Below are 20529 nucleotides of genomic sequence, written 5' to 3'. Positions count from 1 at the left end.
CACCTCTTCACGTCATCAAGGTCGCTCGCCGGATCCAGCCTGCGGGGACCCGATCCGCGCCGCAACCCCAGCATCGTGGTCCGCCCGGCCAAGCCGTGCGCCCCCTGCTCTCCGCGATCCGCTTGACATCCGTCAGGGACTCACTGAGCCGCCGGGCCAGATAGCGCAGTTCCGCGCTGGTCAGCCTCTGCTCGGCGAGGAGTTCGGCCGCGTGGTCCAGCAGACCGTCCGCCATACCCAGCTGCACGCTCTCGATCTGGTCCGCGAGTCGGGAGACGTATCCTGCGCCGTCCCCCACAAGGTAGCAGGGCTTGCCGTCCGCACCGGCCCAGGGAAGCAGGCGCCCGCTCATACGTAGGTCTCCACGAGGTCGAGGTAGAGGCGGACGAGCGGGCTGTCCTCGCCGCGCAGGGGGCTTCGTGTTTGCGGTACATCGTCGAGCGGCCGACGTACGGGCACGAGTACGGGGACACGAGCGGTACGACCGGCCTACGGCGCCGTCGGCCTCGGGCGGGCAGGAGGAGCCGGAGCAAGGGCTCGACAGCGCCTTTGTCAGGAATGGGAGTTGGCGGATGAGCGTTGACGGCAGGCCGCGCACGCCGCGTGAGAAGTACGGGGAGGAGCTGAGGCTGCGGCGGATCGCGGCCGGGCTCACACAGGAGGAACTGGGCAACCGGGTGGTGTGCTCGCCTACGCTGATCAGCCATTACGAGGCGGGGAGGCGGCTGCCCAAGCCCGATGACGCGCGGCGAATCGACCAGGCACTGAAAACGGACGGGTTCTGCGGAGCTTGAGCAACAGGCCACGTTGATCTAGTTCCTCGTCAACCGAACAAAGCGAGGCCGGCTCCTCGACGGCCCCGCGCAGCCGGTCATCTGGACGCTGCTCGACGAGTCGGTACTGCGGCGCCGAGTCGGCGGCTCCCAGGTCATGGCCGCGCAGCTGCACAAGGTCGCGGACATGGGCGAGGCAGGGAGGCTGCGGCTTCGTGTGCTTCCGTACGGTGTCGGAGCGCACGCTCTCCTACAGAGCTATCTCACGCTCATGAGCTTCGATGAATCCGCACCCGTGGCCTACGTCGAAGGCTTTCTCACCGGCAACTTGATGGACGATCCGGCGCTGGTGAGTGCCAGCCAGACCGCCTACGCTCTGGCCTTGAGCGACGCGTTGTCGCAGCAGGAGTCACTTGCCGTCGTCAGAGCGGCAGCGGAGGATCACGCACATGGCGAGCAATGAACACGCCTTCACAGGCTGGTACAAGTCCAGCTACAGCAGTGGCGCCAACGACGACTGCGTGGAGATCGCCTGCGGCCACGCCGTCGTACCCGTCCGCAACAGCAAGGCGGGGTCCACCGGCCCAGCGCTGGTCTTCTCGGCGGGCGGCTGGGCCGCGTTCGTCGGGGCCGTGCGGGACGGGCGTATCAGTAGCTGACACCCCGGAAGTGCAGAAACGCGGTCCGCAGTTCGGAATCGCGGAGGAGGTCGAGGACCTCCTCCTCCCCCGCGAACAGGGCATCGGCCGCCGGATGGCCGGACTGGTGGAACATGGCGACCAGGACATCGACCAGGGGGCGGTTCCAGGAGACACGGACGATCTCCGTCGCCTTGTCACGTTGCCCCTTGTCCATGGCTATGCGCCACAGCTCGATGGAGTGCCTGGCCGTCGCATAGGCGTCCGTGCGTCCCTTGACCAGGACCGCTCTTTTGTTGAGGCCGAACACGTCGATACAGGCCCGCCCCCGGTCGGTCAGCCCTCGGTACGTTCCGAGCGGGAGCACCAGCCGTAGGTGGTCCAACGGGTCCTCGGCCGTCGGGTCGACGAGCAGGGGGCTGCCGTCGGCCGCGGTGGGGAAGAGGTTCCGTTTCTGGTTGCTGTTGCAGAACGAGCAGGCCAGCAGATGGTTGAGCCAGTCGAAGGTACGCAGCGGAGCGAGGCTCTTCGGCTCGAAGTGGTCAATGTCCGTGCCCTGGCCGTCACCGCAGTACATACAGCGTTCGCGGCCGGGAGCCATCTCCGCGAGCCCCGCGCGGAGTGCGGGGCGGACCTGTCGGCGATTCGACCAGAGTTCCTTCGCCCTGTCCTTGCGTTCCTGCTCCGTGGCCCGCTGCCGGATGTCGTCGGTGTAGTCCCTCAGTCGTTCCGCTGTGTCCGCCGACAGGACGGCACGCCGAAGCCGGATCACTCCGCTTCGTCCTTGATCTCCTCCGCGATCCGTCGGAGGTGCGCGCCCACCTCGTCCACACGGGCCGACGGCGAGCTGGCAAGCCGCTCCTTGAGTTCCCGGTAGCGGGCGAGCGACTCCCGTGACGAGGCCCCGTCGTAGATCTCCGCCTCCAGCTGCACGAACTCGGCCCTCACCTGCTCGGCCCGCTCGGAGTAGGGCGTGTCGAGACCGAAGAGGTCGGAGAGAACCGCGTCGTCGCCGCTGCCGTACACCACCCGGTCGTACAGATCCTGGTCGATGACCTCGGGCGGGCGCGCCTCGTCCACGCCCGGCAGCCGGATCAGGCCGCCGGGGTCGGCGGCCTGGCAGATGTAGGGGCTGTGGGTGGTGACGATGAACTGGATGCGGGGGAAGTGGGCGGTCAGCCAGGGGCCGATCCGGCGCTGCCAGGAGACGTGCAGATGGGCGTCGATCTCGTCGATGATGACGACCCCGGGCGTCATCAGCGCGATCGACTTGCCTCTGGCTTCCCAGGGACCGGACTCCCACAGGTCGTCGCCGAACACGTCGTGCAGCTGCTTGAGAATGTCGACGACAAGCGCCGCCACCGTACGGAACCCGTCGCTCATCTCCCGCAGTGGGAAGCGGCTGTCGTGCCGCTCGACCCACAAACCCTCGGAGTCGACGTCGTCGATCCGGTACCCGTCCGGCAGCAGTCCGTCTCCGAGCAGCGCCAGTGCGAACGTCTTCAGTCCCCGGGCGCCCCCTCTGCCTTCCAGCGCACGCAGATGCTGCTCGATCAGCCAGGTAACCCCCTCGGCGAGTGAGGCGTCCTCGTGGAAGAGGCTCGTGTGCCTGGCCACGGGCCCTGACGCCAGCATCAGCCGTTGCACCTCGCCCGAGCCACCGGCCATCCGCCGGAACGGCCCGTAGGCCGCGGAGAACCAGCCGGCGGGATTGTCCGCCCACGGACCACGGCGGGCGATGCTCGTCTGCGCCTTGGTGTACCTGATCTCGTCGAGCCCGGACAGGACGCCCCGGCGGATCGGAACCCTGCCTGCCGAGCCGTCGCGGGGCGTCTTCCAGCGAAGCCCGGCCCAGAAGGCACCGGCGGGCGGGCGGCCCTGCGAGAACCGGTCGTGCTGCGCGTCCCGGCTGATCTCGACCTCGACCTCACCCGCCGTGCTCTGTTCGGTCACCCAGTTCTCGAACACCGGCACCAGGCTGCGGGCCACCCCCGGCCCACTGAGCGCCAGCGCCATGGCCCGCAGCAGCGTCGTCTTGCCCGAGCCGTTGCGCCCGGCGAGCACCGTCCACCCGGCGTGACTGCCGTCGGGGCGGGTCAGGGTGAGGTCAACTGCGCGGGGGCCGTAAAAGGACTTGATGTCCTTCACGATGATCCGGCTGACGTACATGGGCGTCGGCGTCCGTTCATTCGGGTGTCGCACCCGATCTTAGGGCCGTGGCCTGCCCGTCAGCGCGGGAAGCGGGCAGGCCGCGGATCCTTCAGTCCGCCATGTGCTCCACGAACCGCTCCGCCGTCTCCGCCAGCACCTCTCGCCCGTCCCGGGCCCACAGCGCGTCGTTGAACAGCTCGACCTCGATCGGGCCCGTGTAGCCGGCCGCCTCCACGTAGCCCCGCCACTCCCGCATGTCGATCGCGCCGTCGCCGATCTGGCCCCGGCCGTTGAGGACGCCCTCGGGCAACGGGGTGGTCCAGTCGGCCAGTTGGAAGGTGTGAATGCGGCCGCCCGCGCCTGCCCGTGCGATCTGGGCGGGGGCCTGGTCGTCCCACCAGATGTGGTACGTGTCCACCGTCACCCCGACCTGGTGCGCCGGGAAACGCTCGGCGATGTCCAGGGCCTGGGCCAGGGTGGAGACCACGCAGCGGTCCGAGGCGTACATGGGGTGCAGGGGCTCGATGGCCAGGCGGACACCGTGCTGCTCGGCGTACGGCCCGAGTTCGGCCAGGGCGTCGGCGATGCGTTCGCGGGCCGCCCGCAGGTCCTTGCTGCCGGCGGGGAGGCCGCCGGAGACCAGGACCAGGGTGTCGGTGCCGAGGGTCGCCGCCTCCTCGATGGCGCGCCGGTTGTCGGCCAGCGCCGCCGTGCGGGCCTCCGGGTCGATCGCCGTGAAGAAGCCACCCCGGCACAGGGTCGTCACCGTCAGGCCTGCCTCACGGATGAGCTTGGCCGTCGCCTCCACGCCGTACGCCTGGACCGGTTCGCGCCACAGGCCCACCTGGCTCACGCCCAACTGGCCGCAGGCATCGGCCAGTTCCGGCAGGGACAGCTGCTTCACCGTCATCTGGTTGATGCTGAACCGCGAGAGATCGGTCATCGGTCCACCCCGTACAGCGACAGCAGGTTCTTCATCCGCTCCTCCGCCAGCTTCGGGTCCGGGAACAGGCCCAGGCCGTCGGCGAGTTCGTAGGCGCGGGCCAGGTGCGGGAGGGAGCGGGCGGACTGGAGGCCGCCGACCATCGTGAAGTGCGACTGGTGGCCCGCGAGCCAGGCCAGGAAGACCACGCCCGTCTTGTAGAAGCGGGTCGGGGTCTGGAAGAGGTGGCGGGAGAGGTCGACCGTCGGGTCCAGCAGGGCTCGGAAGCCGGTCACGTCGCCCGTGTCCAGGAGTCGTACCGCCTGCGCCGCCAGCGGGCCCAGCGGGTCGAAGATGCCCAGCAGGGCGTGGCTGAAGCCCTGGTCGTCGCCCGCGATCAGCTCGGGGTAGTTGAAGTCGTCGCCGGTGTAGCAGCGGACGCCCTTCGGGAGGCGACGGCGCAGGTCGATCTCGCGCTGGGCGTCCAGGAGGGAGACCTTGATGCCGTCCACCTTGTCCGGGTGCGCGGCGATGACCTCCAGGAACACCTCCGTCGCCGCGTCGAGGTCGGCCGAGCCCCAGTAGCCCTCCAGCGCCGGGTCGAACATGGGGCCCAGCCAGTGCAGGATCACCGGCTCGGCGGACTGGCGCAGGAGGTGGCCGTAGACCTCCAGGTAGTCCTCGGGGCCCTTCGCCGTGGCGGCGAGCGCGCGCGACGCCATCAGGATGGCCTGTGCGCCGGCCTCCTCCACGACCGCCAGCTGCTCCTCGTAGGCCGCGCGGATCTCGGCCAGGGTGCCGCCGGTGATCTGGTCGGTGCCGACTCCGCAGGCGATACGGCCGCCGACGGCCCTGGCCTCCGCCGCCGACCTGCGGATCAGTTCGGCCGCGCCCGCCCAGTCCAGGCCCATGCCGCGCTGGGCGGTGTCCATCGCCTCGGCGACACCGAGCCCGTGGGACCACAGATGGCGGCGGAAGGCGAGGGTGGCGTCCCAGTCGACAGCGGCCGGTGAGTCGGGGGACACGTCCGCGTAGGGGTCCGCGACGACGTGGGCCGCCGAGAAGACCGTACGGGAGCTGAAGGGGGTGCCAGACGAGAACAGGAGGGGTTCGGTGCGCGGCTCGTACGTCTGCAACGTGCCGTCCGCCGACGGGAGTTGGATGGTCACAGCGAGATCTCCGGCACCTCGAGGCGGCGGCCCTCGGCGGAGGACTTCAGGCCCAGTTCGGCGAGTTGTACGCCACGGGCGCCGGCCAGCAGGTCCCAGTGGTACGGCGCGTCGGCGTAGACGTGCTTGAGGAACAGCTCCCACTGGGCCTTGAAGCCGTTGTCGAAGTCGCCGTTGTCCGGCACTTCCTGCCACTGGTCGCGGAAGACCTCGGTGGCGGGGATGTCCGGGTTCCAGACCGGCTTGGGAGTCGCCGACCTGTGCTGCGCCCGGCAGTTCCTGAGGCCCGCGACCGCCGAGCCCTCGGTTCCGTCGACCTGGAACTCCACCAGCTCGTCGCGGTTGACCCGGACCGTCCAGGAGGAGTTGATCTGGGCGACGGCGCCGCCCTCCAGCTCGAAGATGCCGTAGGCCGCGTCGTCCGCCGTCGCGTCGTAGGGCTTGCCGCCCTCGTCCCAGCGCTGCGGGATGTGGGTGGTGGCGAGGGCCTGGACGGAGGTCACACGGCCGAACAGCTCGTGCAGGACGTACTCCCAGTGCGGGAACATGTCGACGACGATGCCGCCGCCGTCCTCGGCGCGGTAGTTCCAGGAGGGGCGCTGGGCCGGCTGCCAGTCGCCCTCGAAGACCCAGTAGCCGAACTCGCCCCGGACCGACAGGATCCGGCCGAAGAAGCCGCCGTCGATGAGCCGCTTCAGCTTCAGCAGGCCCGGCAGGAAGATCTTGTCCTGGACGACGCCGTGCTTGATGCCCTTCGCGTGCGCGAGACGGGCCAGGTCCAGGGCGCCCTCCAGCCCGGCGGCGGTGGGCTTCTCGGTGTAGATGTGCTTTCCGGCCGCGATCGCCTTCTTGATCGACTCCTCGCGGGCCGAGGTGACCTGGGAGTCGAAGTAGATGTCCACCGACGGATCGGCGAGGACCGCGTCCACGTCCGTCGAGACGTGCTCCAGGCCGTGGCGTTCGGCGATCTCCCGCAGCGCGTGTTCGCGGCGGCCCAGCAGGATCGGCTCCGGCCACAGCACGGTGCCGTCGCCCAGGTCGAGACCGCCCTGGTCACGCAGGGCGAGGATCGACCGGACGAGGTGCTGGCGGTAGCCCATGCGTCCGGTCACGCCGTTCATGGCGATACGCACCGTCTTGCGTGTCACGTCAGTCCCTTCCATACGGGTACAGCAAGCGCTTTCTATCTCTTGAGAAGCTAGCCTCTGAACAGTGGTCTGTACAAGACCGTTGCCCCTTCGAGTTGTTCGAGGGGGCGAACATCCGGGGTCCATGGCTTTAAGGTCTGCTCGACGGTTTCTCGGAACCAGCGGCACGACCTGGCTGTCTACGAGGGCGTACGACACGAAGCGCGACCGGAGGACGACGACATGACGGTGACCCTGGCGGATGTGGCGGCCCGCGCCCAGGTCTCCCCCGCGACGGTGTCGCGCGTACTGAACGGCAACTACCCCGTCGCCGCCTCCACGCGCGAGCGGGTACTGCGGGCGGTGGACGAGCTGGACTACGTCCTCAACGGGCCGGCGAGCGCGCTGGCCGCCGCCACCTCCGACCTGGTCGGGATCCTGGTGAACGACATCGCCGACCCCTTCTTCGGGATCATGGCGTCCGCGATCCAGGCCGAGATCGGGGGCACGGGCGGCGGCCGGGCGGGCGGTGAGCGGCTGGCCGTCGTCTGCAACACCGGGGGGTCACCCGAGCGGGAGCTGACGTATCTGACGCTGCTCCAGCGGCAGCGGGCGGCGGCCGTCGTGCTGACCGGTGGCGCGGTGGAGAACGTCCCGCACGCGGCGGCGGTCACGGCGAAGCTGCGCAAGCTGGCGGAGGCCGGGACCCGGGTGGTGCTGTGCGGACGGCCGCCGGTGGCCGACACCGACGCCGTCGCGCTCACCTTCGACAACCGTGGGGGCGCGCACCGGCTGACCGAGCATCTGATCGGTCTCGGGCATCGCCGGCTCGGCTATATCGCGGGCCCCGAGGAGCGGACCACGACCCGGCATCGGCTGGAGGGACATCGCGCCGCGCTGGCCTCGGCGGGGATCGAGGAGGATCCGCGCTGGACGGTGTACGGCCGCTACGACCGCCGGTCCGGGTACGAGGCCACGCTGGAGTTGTTGCGCCGGGAGCCTGCTCTTACGGCGATCGTCGCCGCGAACGACTCCGTCGCGCTGGGGGCGTGTGCGGCGTTGCGGGAGGCGGGGTTGCGGATTCCTGAGGATGTTTCCGTTGCCGGGTTCGATGATCTGCCGTTCAGTGTGGACGCGGTGCCTTCGCTGACGACGGTGCGGTTGCCGTTGGCGGAGGCGGGGGCGCGTGCTGGGCGTATTGCCATGGGGCGGGAGGAGCCGCCGCCGGGGGGTGTCGCCGCGGTTCGGGGGGAGCTGATGGTTCGGGGGTCTTCCGGCGTGCCCCGGGCTTGAGCGACCGCCCCTGGGGGCTCCGCCCCCAGACCCCCGGCCTATGCCCACCCGCCACCCGTTTACTGTCGGTCGAGAAGTGACCGGCCCGGCGCCGGTTCAATGTCGGCCGGGAAGTGGGCCACCGCCACCGTTTGCTGTCAGCCGCGAAGTGGGTCACCTTGCTGTCAGCCGCGAAGTGGGTCACCTGCCAGCCGTTTACCTGTCGGCCAGGAAGTGACCCACCCCGCGCCCGTTCACTCCCGGCCGAGAAGTGACCGGCCCGGCGCCCGTTTATTCTCGGCCGAGAAGTGACCCACCCAGCCCCCGCCTACTCCCGGTCAGGAAGGGACCGCCCCAGCAACGGCAGCGGTGCCTCTCCCCTTCTTCTGTCCTGGTACCAGCGGCGGCCCATGTCGTAGGCCAGGCGGGCCTTGCGCAGGGTTTTGATCTGGGTGGCGAGGTGGACCTGGTAGCGCCAGGGGGACTGTTTGCCCGTGCGGACCGACATGGCGTAGGCGAAGGAGACCGGGTCGCGGTCCAGGTAGTCGTCCAGCTGCTCGAACCAGGCCATGCTGGAGCGGGCGCCGGCCTGGATCGGGTGGAGTTCCGCGCGGCGGTGCTCGTCGTACGCGCGCAGCGCCAGCCGTGGGTCGGGGTACTGCGCGAGGCTGTGGGCCAGCACGATCGCGTCGATCATCGCGAGCCGGGTGCCGGATCCGAGGGTGAAGTGGGTGGTGTGCGCGGCGTCGCCGGCCAGGACGACGGGCCTGCCGTCGGTGGAGTCGACCCACGTCTTGTTGCTGATGTGCGTGAAGTGCTGCCACTGTGCCGGTGCGCCGCGCGACCGGCTCATCAGGGAGTGGCCGTCGAGCGCCCGGTGGAAGATCTTCTCCAGCAGCGGGACGGCCTCCTCGGGCTCCATCGCGTCCAGGCCCAGGCCCTGCCAGGTCTCCGGGGAGCACTCCACGATGCAGGTGCTGATCCCCTTGATCGACGGGTAGGCGTGGAACCAGATCCAGCCGGCCTCGGTCTCCTCGAAGCAGAAGACGAAGCTGTCGAACTGCCGGTCCGTGCCGAGCCAGATGTAGGGGTTGCAGCCGGTCTCGATCTTCGTACCGAAGTGCCCGGCGCGGCTCTGCCGGATCCGGCTGCCGGCGCCGTCGGCGGCCACGATCAGGTCGGCGTCGGGCAGCTCGGCGGGGTCGGCCAGACGCTCTCCGTGCCGTACGTCCACGCCGAGGGACTTCGCCCGCCGGGTCAGCGCGTCCAGCAGGGCGGCGCGGCCCATGCTGTAGCCGTAGCCCCCGAAGTACGCCGTACCGTCGTGCCGGCTGCCGTGCAGGTGGATCTCCTGCCCCTCCCAGAGCACGGAACCGGCGCTCACCGCCCGTGCGCTCTCGGGGTCGTTGCCGTGCAGGATGTCCAGCAGGTCGTTCCAGTACACGACGCCCCAGCCATAGGTGGCCTCGGGCGGGTCGCGTTCGATCACCGTGATCTCGTGCCCGGCGTCCCGCAGCTTCGCCGAGATCGAGAAGTACAGCCCGGCCGGGCCTCCGCCCACGCAGACGATCCTCATCCGGTCACCGCCTTCACAGCCATGGGATTGCTCGTGCGGATTGCACAGGAATCCGGGTGCCCATGGGGTCGGGCACCCGGATCCACCCTTCGTTGTCGTCAGGGGGTGTCACGTCAGGCCTGGTGGTCAGTCGCCCCAACCCCAGCCGCCGCCGTCGCCCCAGCCCCAGCCGCCGCTGTCTCCCCAACCCCAGCCGCCGCCGTGGTCTCCCCAACCCCAGCCGCCGTGGTCTCCCCAGCCCCAGCCGCCTTCGTCGCCCCAGCCCCAGCCGCCGTGGTCGTGCGCGACGACGTTGGTCGGAGCAGCGGTGGTGGCGGCGCTGGCGGCTCCAGCTCCGGCCGCGAGTGCCAGGATGGGAGCCGAGCAGACAGCGATAGCCACTCTCTTGATACGGGTGGTGTGCGCGCGCATGATGTGTGCCCCTCTCCGAGGATGTGGGTTTCTTTCGGCGGCCGCGAACGGGGCCGTCCTCGAGCGCTCCAGAGCCTGCGCGCAGCTCCGAGCGGGGTCCGCCGCCCGCGAGGGCGGTCTGCGGCGGATCCGTCACTTCCGGTGCCAAACGGACATAAGTGACGTTCGTGTTAAACCTACGATGAGAGGGCGGGGAAGTCAAAAGCAGGCGGCCGGGGGTAAGTAGATAACTGATAAAGGAAATCAGCGTAGTTGAGTCTTTCAACCATCGGGGCCCCGCCATGACCGTCCAGGACATCATCGAGTGCCGAGTACTGTACGAACTCGCGCGTTCCACGGACAGCGACGAGGCCGGGCTGTGGACCCAACTCGGGCTGGACGCCACGCACTTGAGCCGGACACTCGACGCACTCGCGGCGGCCGGACTGGTCGAGCGGGCCCCCGGGGCGCACGTGGCGCTCACCGCGCGCGGACGGGCCGCCGCCGACGTCGTACTGCGCGAGCCCCGGCCCGGCGACCTCGGGTGGATCGTGCAGCGCAATGCCGCCCTGTACGCCGCCGAGCACGGCTGGAACACCGACTACGAGGGGCTGGTGGCCCGGATCGTGGCCGACTTCGCCGAGGATCACGATCCCCATCTGGAGCGGGTCTGGATCGCCGAGGCGGCCGAGCGGCCCGTGGGGTGCGTGATGTGCGTACGGGACGACGCCCCGGGCACCGCACGGCTGCGGCTGCTGCTGGTCGAGCCGCAGGCGCGGGGGCTCGGCATCGGGGACCGGCTGGTCGGCGCCGTCGTGGACTTCGCGCGCGGGGTCGGCTACCGGGACCTGGTGCTGTGGACGAACGACGTGCTCGGCGCCGCCCGGCGCCTCTACCAGCGGCACGGTTTCGTGCTCACCGCGGAGAAACCGCACCGCTCCTTCGGCAAGGACCTGATCGGCCAGGACTGGCGCCTGGATCTGCACCGATCGGGCGAGTGACGAGTAGGGTCCGTGACCATGAAGCTAGCCTTCTCCACCCTCGGGGTTCCCGGTCTGCCGGTGCCGGACGTACTGGCGCTCGCGACCGCGCACGGCTACCACGGCGTCGAGCTGCGGGCACATCCGGAGGAGCCGGTGCATCCGGGTCTCACGGAGGCCCAACGGGCGGACGTGGCCGCCGAGTTCAAGGCGGCAGGGGTCGAAGTCCTGGGCGTCGCCGGGTATGCGCGGATCGCGGCGCCCGGCGAGGACACGCCGGTCGTCGACGAGGTTCGCCAACTCCTCGGCCTGGCCCACGACGTGGGCGCGTCCTTCGTCCGCGTCTTCCCCGGCGCCGACCCGTCCGTACCCACCGCCGAGTCCGACGCGCTCGCCGCCCGGCGGCTCGGCACGGTCGCCGAGGACGCCGCCGCGCTCGGCGTACACGTCCTGCTGGAGACCCATGACTCGCACCGCACCGGCGCCGATGCGATCCGCGTCCTGGGACCGGTCGGACACGGCCACGTCGGCGCGCTGTGGGACGTGATGCACACCTGGCTGGGCGGCGAACAGCCCTCGGAGACGTACGCCGCGCTCGCCCCGCATCTGGGATACGTGCAGGTCAAGGACATCGCCTCGGCCGATGACACCACCCCGCTGCCGCTGGGCTCGGGGGTGCTTCCGCTCACCGAGTGCGTGGACGTCCTGTGCCGGCACGGCTGGGACGGGTGGCTGTGCTGGGAGTACGAGAAGCGGTGGTACGAGGCTGCTGCGCCGCTTCCGGAGTTGCTGAGCGGGGGGAGGGAGCATCTGCTGAGGTTGCTCGACGAGGCCGCGTAGGTTCAGCCGACCCCGCTCAGCTCCGCGAACGCCTCGTGGAAGCCCGGGAAGGTCTTCCGTACGCAGCCGGGGTCGTCGTACGTCAGGCCCGGTGCACGCAGGGCGGTCACCGCGAAGGACATCACGATGCGGTGGTCGCCGTAGGACGTGATCCCGACGTTCGGCAGCGGGACACCGGGCTGGATCTCGATCCGGCCCGCCGCTGGGGGTACCCCCCTCTGGGGGAGTGCGTGCCGGGGCCCACGTCGCCGACAGGATCCAGAAGAGACCCCCTGCGACCCACCCGGTAAGCCGAGCCGGGTGAGGCCCTCGGCGAAGCCCTCGGTGTCGTCGGAGCGCAGGGGCCGGACGAGGGTGCTGACGCCGTCGGCGGCGGCCGCGAGGAAGAGGGCGCGGGCGGTGATGGACTTGGATCCGGGGATGTCGACTGCGGGCATGGCCACCATGATGGCCGTGCGACCGCATGCCGGGACGCGATGTTCATGAGCTGGGATGCCAGGGGGGGCGGGAACCGACCCGGACCCCGGCCCGTCCAACGGCCAGGTTGCCGGACGAGTCCCCGTGGTGCGGTGTCGGCCTGCACGCCTGGCAGCGGGCGCCGACTCTCCCTCTCCGCCGCATCCGGCCGACAGCCCGTCGCCATCGGCGTGCCCCCCTCAATGCGCCGATGGCGACCCCTCTCCCGGTTACTGTGCACTCCCTTGACGGAAAGAAACTTCCCGGATATTGGTGACCCCTCGGAAGTTTCCTTCAGCGGTTCCCCTCTGGAAGGAGCGCACGTGTCCGACCCCAGCAGACCCTCCAGACGCACCGTCCTCGCCACCGGCGCGGGCCTCACCGCCGCGCTGACCGTACCGACCGCCGCCGCCCACGCCACCACCCCCGCCGCTCCCCCCGACGACCGCCTGCTGCGCGCCCTGATCTCCCGCATGACGCTGGAGGAGAAGGTCGGCCAGCTCTTCGTGATGCGGGTCTACGGGCACTCCGCCACCGCCCCCGACCAGGCCGACATCGACGCCAACCTCAAGGAGCTCGGCGTCCGCACCGCCGCCGAGCTGATCGCGACGTACCGGATCGGCGGGATCATCTACTTCTCCTGGGCCCACAACACCCGTGACCCGCAGCAGATCGCGGACCTGTCCGACGGCATCCAGAAGGCCTCCCTGGGCCAGCCACGCGGTCTGCCGGTGCTGATCGCCACCGACCAGGAGCACGGCGCCGTCTGCCGGATCGGCAAGCCCGCCACCCTCTTCCCGGGCGCGATGGCCCTGGGCGCGGGCAGCTCCCGGTCCGATGCCCGGACTCTCGGCCGGATCTCCGGCGCCGAACTGCGCGCGATGGGCGTCAACCAGGACTACTCCCCCGACGCCGACGTCAACGTCAACCCGGCCAATCCCGTCATCGGCGTACGGTCGTTCGGCGCCGACCCGGAGGCGGTGGCGGGGCTGGTCGCCGCCGAGGTGAAGGGCTACCAGGCGTCCCGCGTCGCGGCGACCGCCAAGCACTTCCCGGGCCACGGCGACACCGCCACCGACAGCCACACCGGCTTCCCGGTCATCACCCACAGCCGGGACCTGTGGGAGAAGCTGGACGCCGTGCCGTTCCGGGCCGCGATCGCCGCCGGCATCGACTCGATCATGACCGCGCACATCCAGTTCCCGGCCCTGGACGACTCCAGCGACCCGGCCACCCTCTCCCATCCGATCCTGACCGGCATCCTGCGCGGCGAACTCGGCTACGACGGCGTCGTCATCACCGACTCCCTCGGCATGGAGGGCGTGCGCACCAAGTACGGCGACGACCGGGTGCCGGTGCTCGCCCTGAAGGCCGGGGTGGACCAGCTGCTCAACCCACCGTCGATCGACGTCGCCTGGCACGCCGTGCTGAAGGCCGTCCAGGACGGCGAGCTGACCGAGTCCCGCCTGGACGCATCGATCCTGCGCATCCTGCGGCTGAAGTCCCGGCTCGGCCTCTTCGACCAGCCGTACACCACCCGGGCGGCCGTGCGGCGCACGGTGGGCACCACGGCGCACCTGGCCGCCGCCGACCGCGTCGCCGAGCGGACGACGACCCTCCTGGTCAACGAGGACCGCACCCTACCCTTCACGCCCCGCACCGAGCGCCGGATCCTGGTCGTCGGCGCGGACCCGGCCTCCCCCTCCGGCACCACCGGCCCGCCCACCGGCGTCCTGGCCGCCGCCCTGACCGAACTGGGCTTCACCGCCACGCCCTTGTCCACCGGGACCTCGCCCTCCGCCGCGACCGTCGCCCAGGCGGTCACGGCGGCGCGGGACGCGGACGCGGTCGTCGTGGCGACGTACAACGTGACGGCAGGCAGCGCCCAGCGGACCCTGGTGGAGCAACTGCTCGCCACCGGCAGGCCGTTGGCGGCGCTCGCCATCCGCAACCCCTACGACGTGGCTCAACTTCCCTTCGTCAAGGCCTGCTTGGCGTCGTACGGCTGGACCGACGTCGAAGTGCGGGCAGCGGCCCGGGTGATCGCCGGGCGCGTGTCGCCGCGCGGGAAGCTGCCGGTGCCGGTGCAGCGGGCGGACGATCCGGCGCAGGTGCTGTACCCGATCGGGCACGGGCTGACGTACTAGGCGTACGCCACACACCGGGCGTACCACCATCGAACACCGGAAAACCCCCGAACCGGCTGGCGTGGCGCCGGCGCCCGGGGTCACGCTGGGCGGGGGTGTGTCCGGGGGGGTGGCGATGCGTGGGACAGGTGCCGTAGGGCTCGCGTGCCTGCTGCTGGCCGCTCTGCTGACCGGCTGCCGGGGCTCGGCGGGCACCCCTGTGGGCGACGCCCGCCCCACGGGCGGCGGATACGGCGCCGAGTTCCTCGCGGTCGGCATGTGCAGCTCCTTCGGCACGACCGACTTCACCGAGGTGTCCTGCACGAGCGAGCGGGCGGCGGCCAGGGTCGTCGCCCGCTACGACGGCGCGGCCGCCGACGGCCCCCTGTGCCCGGCGACCACCGACTTCGTGCTGCACATCGGCACCCAGGGCTACGCCTGCATGCGCGACCTGGAGCCCCCGCACCCCGGCGACCCCGGCGGCGGAGGCGGCCCGCGCACGATCCCGGGCGACTGCGTGTACGCCTCCGGCGCGGGCCAGGTCCGCGAGACCCCGTGCGACGGCTCGGGCGCGCACCGGCCGCAGTACCGGATCACCGGGGCGGCCGCGACGCGGGCGGAGTGCCCCGCGTCGACGGCGTTGTACGTCCAGCTGGGCGGGAGCAAGCCGGTGGGCTGCGCCCGGCGGCTGTGACCCCTCAGCGCGGGCTCAGCACAGGATCCAGCCCGAGCTGACCGACCCCCGCCCCACCGAGCCCTTGATCCACACGCAGCGGTGGCCGGCGTGCACGGTGACGGGGCCCGCCTGATATCTGTAGGTGCCCTGGTCGACGACCGGGCGGTTGCCGCGCGCCTGAACGCTGACGGACATCGACTGGGCGGTGCCGGCGCGTCTGGCGACGGTCATGGCGCAGATGTAGCCGTTGCTGTTGTAGATGTGTGTGACACCCGTATCGAAAGGCAGAGTCCGCACCTCGCGCCCGGCGCAGCTGTTCCCCGCGTCCGCCTGCGCGGTGCCGGACGCCACGAACGCGAGCGCCCCCGACGCCGCCAGCACGGCCGCACCGAGCGCCAGACGCCGGCGTATCCCACCACTGTCCACAGTTGTCCTCCCCGTACCGCTCCCCGTATGGCGGCGGCCCTCCCCCGACGGCCGCACTGATGTACGGACGCACGAGTGTGTTGGATGGTTGCACGACCGTCAGCGGAACGCCTCAGCGGGCCGCCGATACCGGCTCCTCCGGTTCGGCACCGCCCACGAAGGTCCGCCACAGCTCGGCGTACCGGCCGCCGAGGGCGAGGAGTTCGTCGTGGGTGCCGTCCTCCGCGACCCGGCCGTGGTCCATCACCACCACCCGGTCCGCGCGGGCCGCCGTGGTCAGGCGGTGGGCCACCACCAGTGTCGTACGACGGCCCGCCAGGCGGTCGGTGGCCTGGTTGACCTGGGCCTCGGTGGCCAGGTCCAGGGCGGCCGTGGCCTCGTCCAGGAGCAGGATGTCGGGGTCGACCAGTTCGGCGCGGGCGAGTGCGATCAGCTGGCGCTGACCGGCGGAGAGATTGCGGCCGCGCTCGGCGACCTCGTGGAGGTAGCCGCCCTCCAGCCCGGCGATCATCTCGTGCGCGCCGACCGCGCGCGCCGCCGCCTCCACCTCGGCGTCGCTCGCGTCGGGGCGGCCGTAGGCGATGGCGTCGCGGACGGTGCCCTGGAAGAGGTACGCCTCCTGCGGGACCACCCCGAGCCGGTGCCGGTACGAGGTGATGTCGAGGGCGCGCAGGTCCGTGCCGTCGGCGGTGACCCGGCCGACGGTGGGGTCGTAGAACCGCGCGACCAGCTTGACCAGGGTGGACTTGCCGGCTCCCGTCTCGCCGACGAAGGCCACCGTCTGCCCGGCGGGGATCGTCAGGTCGATGCCGGTCAGCGCCTCCTCCTCGGCGCCGTACGCGAAGTGCACGTTCTCGAAGGCGATGTCGCCGCGCAGGGACAGGACGTCGAGGGGCTCGTCCGCCGACCTCGTGGACGTCGGCTCGCGCAGCAGCTCCTGGATGCGGCCGAGGGAGACCGTGGCCTGCTGGTAGCCGTCGAAGACCTGGGACAGCTGCTGGACGGGCGCGAAGAACAGGTCGATGTAGAGGAGGTAGGCGACCAGCGCGCCCGTGGTCAGCGTGGCCGCCTCCACCCGGTGCGCGCCCACGATCAGCACGGACGCCGAGGCGACCGAGGACAGCAGCTGCACGAAGGGGAAGTAGACGGAGATCAGCCACTGACCGCGGACACGGGCCTGGCGGTAGCCGTCACTGCGCCCGGTGAACCGCGCACCGCCGTCCCGCTCGCGCCGGAAGGCCTGCACGATCCGCAGCCCGGCGACCGACTCCTGGAGGTCCGCGTTCACCACCGACACGCGCTCGCGGGCGAGTTCGTACGCCTTCACGCTCGCCCGGCGGAAGAAGACCGTCGCGACGATCAGCGGGGGCAGGGTCACGAAGACGACGAGCGCGAGCTGGACGTCGATCACCAGCAGGACGCCCATGATGCCGAAGAAGGTGACGACCGAGACGAACGCCGTGACCAGACCGGTCTGCAGGAACGTGGACAGGGCGTCGACGTCCGTCGTCATCCGGGTCATGATCCGGCCGGTCAGCTCGCGCTCGTAGTAGTCGAGGCCGAGCCGCTGGAGCTGGGCGAAGATCTTCAGCCGGAGCGTGTACAGGACGCGTTCGCCGGTACGGCCGGTCATCCGGGTCTCGCCGATCTGCGCGGCCCACTGGACGAGCACCGTCAGCAGACCCAGCAGGGACGCCGCCCATACGGCGCCGAGGGCCGTCCTCGTCACACCCTGGTCGATGCCGTGCCGGATCAGCACCGGCAGCAGCAGCCCCGCGCCCGCGTCCACGGCGACCAGCCCCAGGCTGATCAGCAGGGGCGCGCCGAAGCCGCGCAGCAGGCGGCGCAGCCCGTAGGAGTCCTCACGCCGGACCGCCCGGGCCTCGTCGACGTCCGGGGTGTCGGTGGCCGGGGGCAGCGCCTCGACCAGGGCGAGGAGTTCGGGCGTGGCGGGAGTGCCGGACAGGGCCAGGTCCTTCGGCTCCCGGTCGCCGGTCCACAGCCGTGGGGTGACGCCCCGCTCGGCGTCGAACTCGGCGTCCAGCTCCTCGCGTACGGACGTGTCCTCGGCCGGTACGGCGGGCTCGGCGCGGCCCGGGGAGACCCCGCCCAGCTCGTCGGGGTCGGTGAGCAGCCGGCGGTAGAGGGCGGACCGCTCCTGGAGTTCGTCGTGGGTGCCGAGGTCGGCGAGCCGGCCGCCGTCGAGGACGGCGATGCGGTCGGCGAGGTTGAGGGTGGAGCGGCGGTGGGCGATGAGGAGGGTGGTCCGCCCCTCCATGACGTGCTTCAGCGCCTCGTGGATCTCGTGCTCGACCCGGGCGTCCACAGCTGAGGTGGCGTCGTCCAGGACCAGCAGGCGGGGGTCCGTGAGCAGGGCGCGGGCGAGCGCGACGCGCTGGCGCTGGCCGCCGGAGAGGGTCAGGCCCTGCTCGCCGACCTTGGTGTCGTAGCCCTCGGGAAGCTCCGCGATGAAACGGTCCGCCTGGGCGGCGCGGGCGGCCGCGCGGATCTCCTCGTCGGTCGCGTCGGGGCGGCCGTAGGCGATGTTGGCGCGGACGGTGTCCGAGAAGAGGAACGAATCCTCGGGGACGAGCCCGATGGCGGCCCGCAGGCTGTCCAGGGTCAGCTCGCGGACGTCGTGGCCGCCGATCAGGACGGCGCCGTGGGTGACGTCGTAGAAACGCGGCAGGAGCAGGGAGAGGGTGGACTTGCCGGAGCCGGAGGTGCCGACGACGGCGAGGGTCTCACCGGGCCGGATCTCGAAGGTCAGCCCGTCGAGGACCTTGGCTCCGCTGTCGTAGCCGAAGGACACGTCGTCGAACTCGACGGTCGCGGGCGCGTCGGCGGGAAGGGTCTTGGTGCCTTCGCGAAGGGTCGGCTCGGTGTCGATCAGCTCCAGCACGCGCTCGGTGCCGGCGCGGGCCTGCTGGGCGACGGTGAGGACCATCGCGAGCATGCGGACCGGGCCGACCAGCTGAGCGAGATAGGAGGAGAAGGCGACGAAGGTGCCGAGCGTGATGTGCCCGCGCACGGCCAGCCAGCCGCCGAGGGCCAGCATGGCGACCTGGCCGAGGGCGGGGACGGCCTGGAGGGCGGGGGTGAACGTGCTGTTCAGCCGGATGGTGCGCAGCCGCCCCGCGAAGAGCCGCCGCCCGACCTCCCTCAGTTTCCCGGTCTCCTGGTCCTCCTGCCCGAAGCCCTTCACCACGCGGACGCCGCTCACGGCACCGTCGACCACGCCCGCGACGGCGGCGCCCTGGGCCTGGGCGTACCAGGTGGCGGGGTGCAGCTTGCTGCGGCTGCGCTTGGCGATCCAGCCGAGCGCGGGCGCGACCGCGAGGGCGACCAGGGTCAGCGGCAGCGACAGCCACGCCATGATCACCAGGGAGATCAGGAAGAGCAGGACGTTGCCCAGGGTCATCGGGAGCATGAAAAGAAGCCCCTGGATCAGCTGGAGGTCACTGGTGGCCCGGCCGACCACCTGCCCCGTGGACAGCTCGTCCTGGCGCCGCCCGTCGAGCCGGGTGATGGTCTCGTACATCTCCGTCCGCAGGTCGTGCTGGACGTCGAGGGCGAGGCGGCCGCCGTAGTAGCGGCGGACGTAGGTGAGGGCGTAGACGAGGACGGCGGCGGCGATCAGGGCGCCGGCCCAGGGGGCCATGGAACGGGTGTGGTTCCCGATCACGTCGTCGATGATCACCTTGGTGAACAACGGGACGACGGCCAGCACGGCCATGCCGGCGAGGGACGAGCCGAGGGCCAGGATCACGTCCTTGGGGTAGCGCCAGGCGTACCCCGCCAGTCGTTTCGCCCATCCCCGTTGCGCTGCCACGCCGGTGCCTTCCGTTCGCCTGACCTGCTCTTCCGGAAGGCACCAACGCCGGCGGGGGCGGATTTCATCCCGCTGCAACAAAACGCTCCGCGGGGTCCGGCCGTATGCCGTGTGCCGTGCCTCAGCCCTGCGGCGGTACGGCGACGAAGGCCTCGCTCGGCCGGCTCGTCGGGACGTAGACCTTGGTGGTCGTCGTGGTCGGCACGAGGTCCTTGTGGATGGCCTTGGCCACGTTCTGGATGGTCGTGACGCCGTAGTCCATGGTGCTGTTGTCCTGGGTCAGCACCGAGATCATGTAGTCGTGACCGGCCCCGTTGAAGGTGCCGAGGCTGTGCACCCGCCAGCCGTGCGTCGAGCGCTGCAGCCAGCCGTTCTTGACGTGCACGGAGACGGTGGACGGGGCGCCGGCCGGGGTGCCCCAGCGCTGCGAGGGGATGACCTGGCCCATCAGCTTCAGGATGTAGGCGCGGGAGTTGTCGCTCAGCACGCTGTTCCTGGCGGTGACGAGCTTGAGCAGCTTCTGCTCGTCGGTCACGTTCTCCTGCGTCAGACCCCAGTAGCCGCCCGTGCCCGGCACGGTCTTCGTCATCCCGGCGGCGGACAGGAAGCCCTTGATCTTCGTCATGCCCAGCTGCTTCCACAGCTTGCTGGTCGCGGTGTTGTCCGACTGGGTGATCATGGCCTTGGCGAGCGACTGCTCGGTGCTCGTCAGATACCGGTTGTGCTTCTTGGCGTCCCACAGCAGCGTGGCGAGCACGGTGACCTTGACGGTGCTGGCCGAGTCGTAGGCGCTGGTGGCACGCAGCGTGCAGGTGGTGCTGGTGCTGCGGTCGTACAGCCCGAGGGCGACCGTGCTCTTACGGCCCGCCAGGGCGGCGGTGATGTCCTTCTGCAGCTTGGCCGCGAGGCCCGCCTTGGCGGACGTACAGCTGACGGCGGGCGTGACGGCGGCGGCCGGGGTGGCGGTGGATACGGCGGTGACGGCGGTCACCACCGGTATGAGCAGGGCAGCGGCGAGTGCGCTGGTACGTCTCCATGTCCGGTGATTCATACCCCAGTTGACTCGCGGGGACGGCCGAATGGTTGCACATCTGTTCTTACCAAGGGAGTTCGAGGCCATACCCCGCTTTCACCGACCCACAGCTTCCGCCCAGGTGCGGCACAGCGCGTACCCA

General features: G+C 70.9%; 17 protein-coding genes and 3 pseudogenes. 7 read left to right on the top strand and 13 right to left on the bottom strand.

Annotated features, from left to right (window positions below):
* Positions 1-7: 7 nt before the first annotated feature.
* Entirely contained in the window at positions 8-352 is a 345-nt protein-coding gene (locus ACH47Z_RS08635; RefSeq protein WP_399071974.1) for a hypothetical protein, read from the bottom strand.
* Positions 353-572: 220 nt separating this feature from the next.
* Between ACH47Z_RS08635 and ACH47Z_RS08630 the strand changes: the two are divergent.
* Together ACH47Z_RS08630 and ACH47Z_RS08625 are read left to right on the top strand one after the other, a co-directional pair.
* A pseudogene (locus ACH47Z_RS08630) lies at positions 573-1236 on the top strand (Scr1 family TA system antitoxin-like transcriptional regulator).
* Positions 1223-1432, top strand: coding sequence for a DUF397 domain-containing protein (locus tag ACH47Z_RS08625; RefSeq protein WP_399071973.1), 210 nt, complete (start codon positions 1223-1225; stop codon positions 1430-1432). The pseudogene ACH47Z_RS08630 and the gene ACH47Z_RS08625 overlap by 14 nt, the downstream one beginning before the upstream one ends.
* Here the strand turns inward: ACH47Z_RS08625 and ACH47Z_RS08620 are convergent.
* From ACH47Z_RS08620 to ACH47Z_RS08600, 5 genes are all read right to left on the bottom strand, one after another.
* Positions 1422-2183 (bottom strand): HNH endonuclease, encoded by a 762-nt coding sequence (locus ACH47Z_RS08620; RefSeq protein ID WP_399071971.1) that lies wholly within the window; start codon positions 2181-2183, stop codon positions 1422-1424. The two genes, ACH47Z_RS08625 and ACH47Z_RS08620, sit on opposite strands and share 11 nt — an antisense overlap.
* Entirely contained in the window at positions 2180-3580 is a 1401-nt protein-coding gene (locus tag ACH47Z_RS08615; RefSeq protein ID WP_399071969.1) for an AAA family ATPase, read from the bottom strand. The genes ACH47Z_RS08620 and ACH47Z_RS08615 overlap by 4 nt, the downstream gene beginning before the upstream one ends.
* Positions 3581-3671: 91 nt before the next feature.
* Positions 3672-4505, bottom strand: a complete 834-nt coding sequence (locus tag ACH47Z_RS08610) for a sugar phosphate isomerase/epimerase family protein (protein ID WP_399071967.1) — start codon at positions 4503-4505, stop codon at positions 3672-3674.
* A complete protein-coding gene (locus ACH47Z_RS08605; RefSeq protein WP_399071965.1) occupies positions 4502-5653 on the bottom strand; it encodes a dihydrodipicolinate synthase family protein in 1152 nt (383 codons plus the stop codon). The genes ACH47Z_RS08610 and ACH47Z_RS08605 overlap by 4 nt, the downstream gene beginning before the upstream one ends.
* Complete coding sequence (locus ACH47Z_RS08600; protein WP_399071963.1) at positions 5650-6801, bottom strand: Gfo/Idh/MocA family protein; 1152 nt, start codon at positions 6799-6801, stop codon at positions 5650-5652. Before ACH47Z_RS08600 ends, ACH47Z_RS08605 begins: the two co-directional genes overlap by 4 nt.
* Before the next feature lie 222 nt (positions 6802-7023).
* On the opposite strand from ACH47Z_RS08600, the gene ACH47Z_RS08595 reads away from it, so the two are divergent.
* Entirely contained in the window at positions 7024-8073 is a 1050-nt protein-coding gene (locus tag ACH47Z_RS08595; RefSeq protein WP_399071962.1) for a LacI family DNA-binding transcriptional regulator, read from the top strand.
* Positions 8074-8380: 307 nt separating this feature from the next.
* On the opposite strand, the gene ACH47Z_RS08590 is transcribed toward ACH47Z_RS08595, so the two are convergent.
* Both ACH47Z_RS08590 and ACH47Z_RS08585 read right to left on the bottom strand, forming a co-directional pair.
* Positions 8381-9628: an FAD-dependent monooxygenase gene (locus ACH47Z_RS08590; RefSeq protein WP_399071960.1), complete on the bottom strand. Its 1248-nt coding sequence runs from the start codon at positions 9626-9628 to the stop codon at positions 8381-8383.
* A 126-nt stretch (positions 9629-9754) separates the two neighbouring features.
* The gene (locus ACH47Z_RS08585; RefSeq protein WP_399071958.1) at positions 9755-10039 is read right to left on the bottom strand and encodes a hypothetical protein; all 285 of its coding nucleotides are present in this window, start codon (positions 10037-10039) and stop codon (positions 9755-9757) included.
* Positions 10040-10320: 281 nt separating this feature from the next.
* On the opposite strand from ACH47Z_RS08585, the gene ACH47Z_RS08580 reads away from it, so the two are divergent.
* Together ACH47Z_RS08580 and ACH47Z_RS08575 are read left to right on the top strand one after the other, a co-directional pair.
* Positions 10321-11019 carry a GNAT family N-acetyltransferase gene (locus ACH47Z_RS08580; protein WP_399071956.1) on the top strand — a complete coding sequence of 233 codons (699 nt, stop codon included), beginning with the start codon at positions 10321-10323 and terminating at the stop codon, positions 11017-11019.
* Between the two features lie 18 nt (positions 11020-11037).
* Positions 11038-11838, top strand: a complete 801-nt coding sequence (locus tag ACH47Z_RS08575; protein ID WP_399072327.1) for a sugar phosphate isomerase/epimerase family protein — start codon at positions 11038-11040, stop codon at positions 11836-11838.
* A 2-nt stretch (positions 11839-11840) separates the two neighbouring features.
* On the opposite strand, the pseudogene ACH47Z_RS08570 reads toward ACH47Z_RS08575, so the two are convergent.
* Together ACH47Z_RS08570 and ACH47Z_RS08565 are read right to left on the bottom strand one after the other, a co-directional pair.
* Positions 11841-12014: pseudogene (locus tag ACH47Z_RS08570) on the bottom strand (3-phosphoshikimate 1-carboxyvinyltransferase); the annotation flags it as partial.
* Positions 12015-12112: 98 nt separating this feature from the next.
* Positions 12113-12275 (bottom strand): annotated as a pseudogene (locus tag ACH47Z_RS08565) (3-phosphoshikimate 1-carboxyvinyltransferase); the annotation flags it as partial.
* A gap of 222 nt (positions 12276-12497) precedes the next feature.
* Between ACH47Z_RS08565 and ACH47Z_RS08560 the strand changes: the two are divergent.
* Positions 12498-14441 carry a glycoside hydrolase family 3 protein gene (locus tag ACH47Z_RS08560; RefSeq protein ID WP_399071954.1) on the top strand — a complete coding sequence of 648 codons (1944 nt, stop codon included), beginning with the start codon at positions 12498-12500 and terminating at the stop codon, positions 14439-14441.
* A 115-nt stretch (positions 14442-14556) separates the two neighbouring features.
* Entirely contained in the window at positions 14557-15114 is a 558-nt protein-coding gene (locus tag ACH47Z_RS08555) for a hypothetical protein (protein ID WP_399071952.1), read from the top strand.
* Positions 15115-15129: 15 nt separating this feature from the next.
* On the opposite strand, the gene ACH47Z_RS08550 is transcribed toward ACH47Z_RS08555, so the two are convergent.
* The 3 genes from ACH47Z_RS08550 to ACH47Z_RS08540 all read right to left on the bottom strand — a co-directional run bounded on the left by ACH47Z_RS08550 (position 15130) and on the right by ACH47Z_RS08540 (position 20405).
* A complete protein-coding gene (locus tag ACH47Z_RS08550; RefSeq protein WP_399071950.1) occupies positions 15130-15522 on the bottom strand; it encodes a hypothetical protein in 393 nt (130 codons plus the stop codon).
* Positions 15523-15634: 112 nt separating this feature from the next.
* Positions 15635-19354 carry an ABC transporter ATP-binding protein gene (locus ACH47Z_RS08545; protein WP_399071948.1) on the bottom strand — a complete coding sequence of 1240 codons (3720 nt, stop codon included), beginning with the start codon at positions 19352-19354 and terminating at the stop codon, positions 15635-15637.
* Positions 19355-19475: 121 nt separating this feature from the next.
* Positions 19476-20405, bottom strand: coding sequence for a serine hydrolase (locus tag ACH47Z_RS08540; protein WP_399071946.1), 930 nt, complete (start codon positions 20403-20405; stop codon positions 19476-19478).
* Positions 20406-20529: the final 124 nt, after the last annotated feature.

It is taken from the genome of Streptomyces sp. NPDC020192 (assembly GCF_044388685.1).
Classification (GTDB): Bacteria; Actinomycetota; Actinomycetes; order Streptomycetales; family Streptomycetaceae; genus Streptomyces.
The sequence above is the reverse complement of the archived record's forward strand: the minus strand, read 5'-3'. Positions and strand labels throughout refer to the sequence as shown.